At 36.8% G+C, this 353-nt stretch carries 1 protein-coding gene; it reads left to right on the top strand.

From position 1 onward, the window contains the following. Positions 1 to 311 (top strand): IS3 family transposase (locus AVJ20_RS18135; RefSeq protein ID WP_162689823.1); only part of this gene is annotated, 311 nt, incomplete at its 5' end. Between the last annotated feature and the right edge of the window lie 42 nt (positions 312 to 353).

The following is a 353-nucleotide window of genomic DNA, read 5'->3' as shown; positions in this document are numbered from 1 at the left end:
AACTGATTGTGCATTCAGACAGAGGAAGTGAATATTGCAGCCATGAATATCGAAATATACTTGAGCAATATGGTTTTCAAGGTTCAATGAGCAAGCGCGGAGACTGTTACGATAATGCACCGATTGAAAGCTTTTGGGGAATACTGAAAAATGAGTTAGTGCATCATTACAACTATCAAACCAGAGAAGAAGCCAAAGCAGATATTATAAAATACATTGAGTTATTTTATAATCATCGAAGAATTCAAAAGGGTTTGGGTTTTAAGACACCAAATCAAATGGCCGAAGACTTTTATAAGTTGGCTGCCTAGAATCTCCCAAGGGAAAGTCTCCTGATAATTCAGCGTATATCA

The organism is Acinetobacter sp. CFCC 11171 (assembly GCF_003268405.1).
Lineage (GTDB): Bacteria > Pseudomonadota > Gammaproteobacteria > Pseudomonadales > Moraxellaceae > Acinetobacter > Acinetobacter amyesii.
This window is presented reverse-complemented; position numbering and strand designations above follow the sequence as displayed.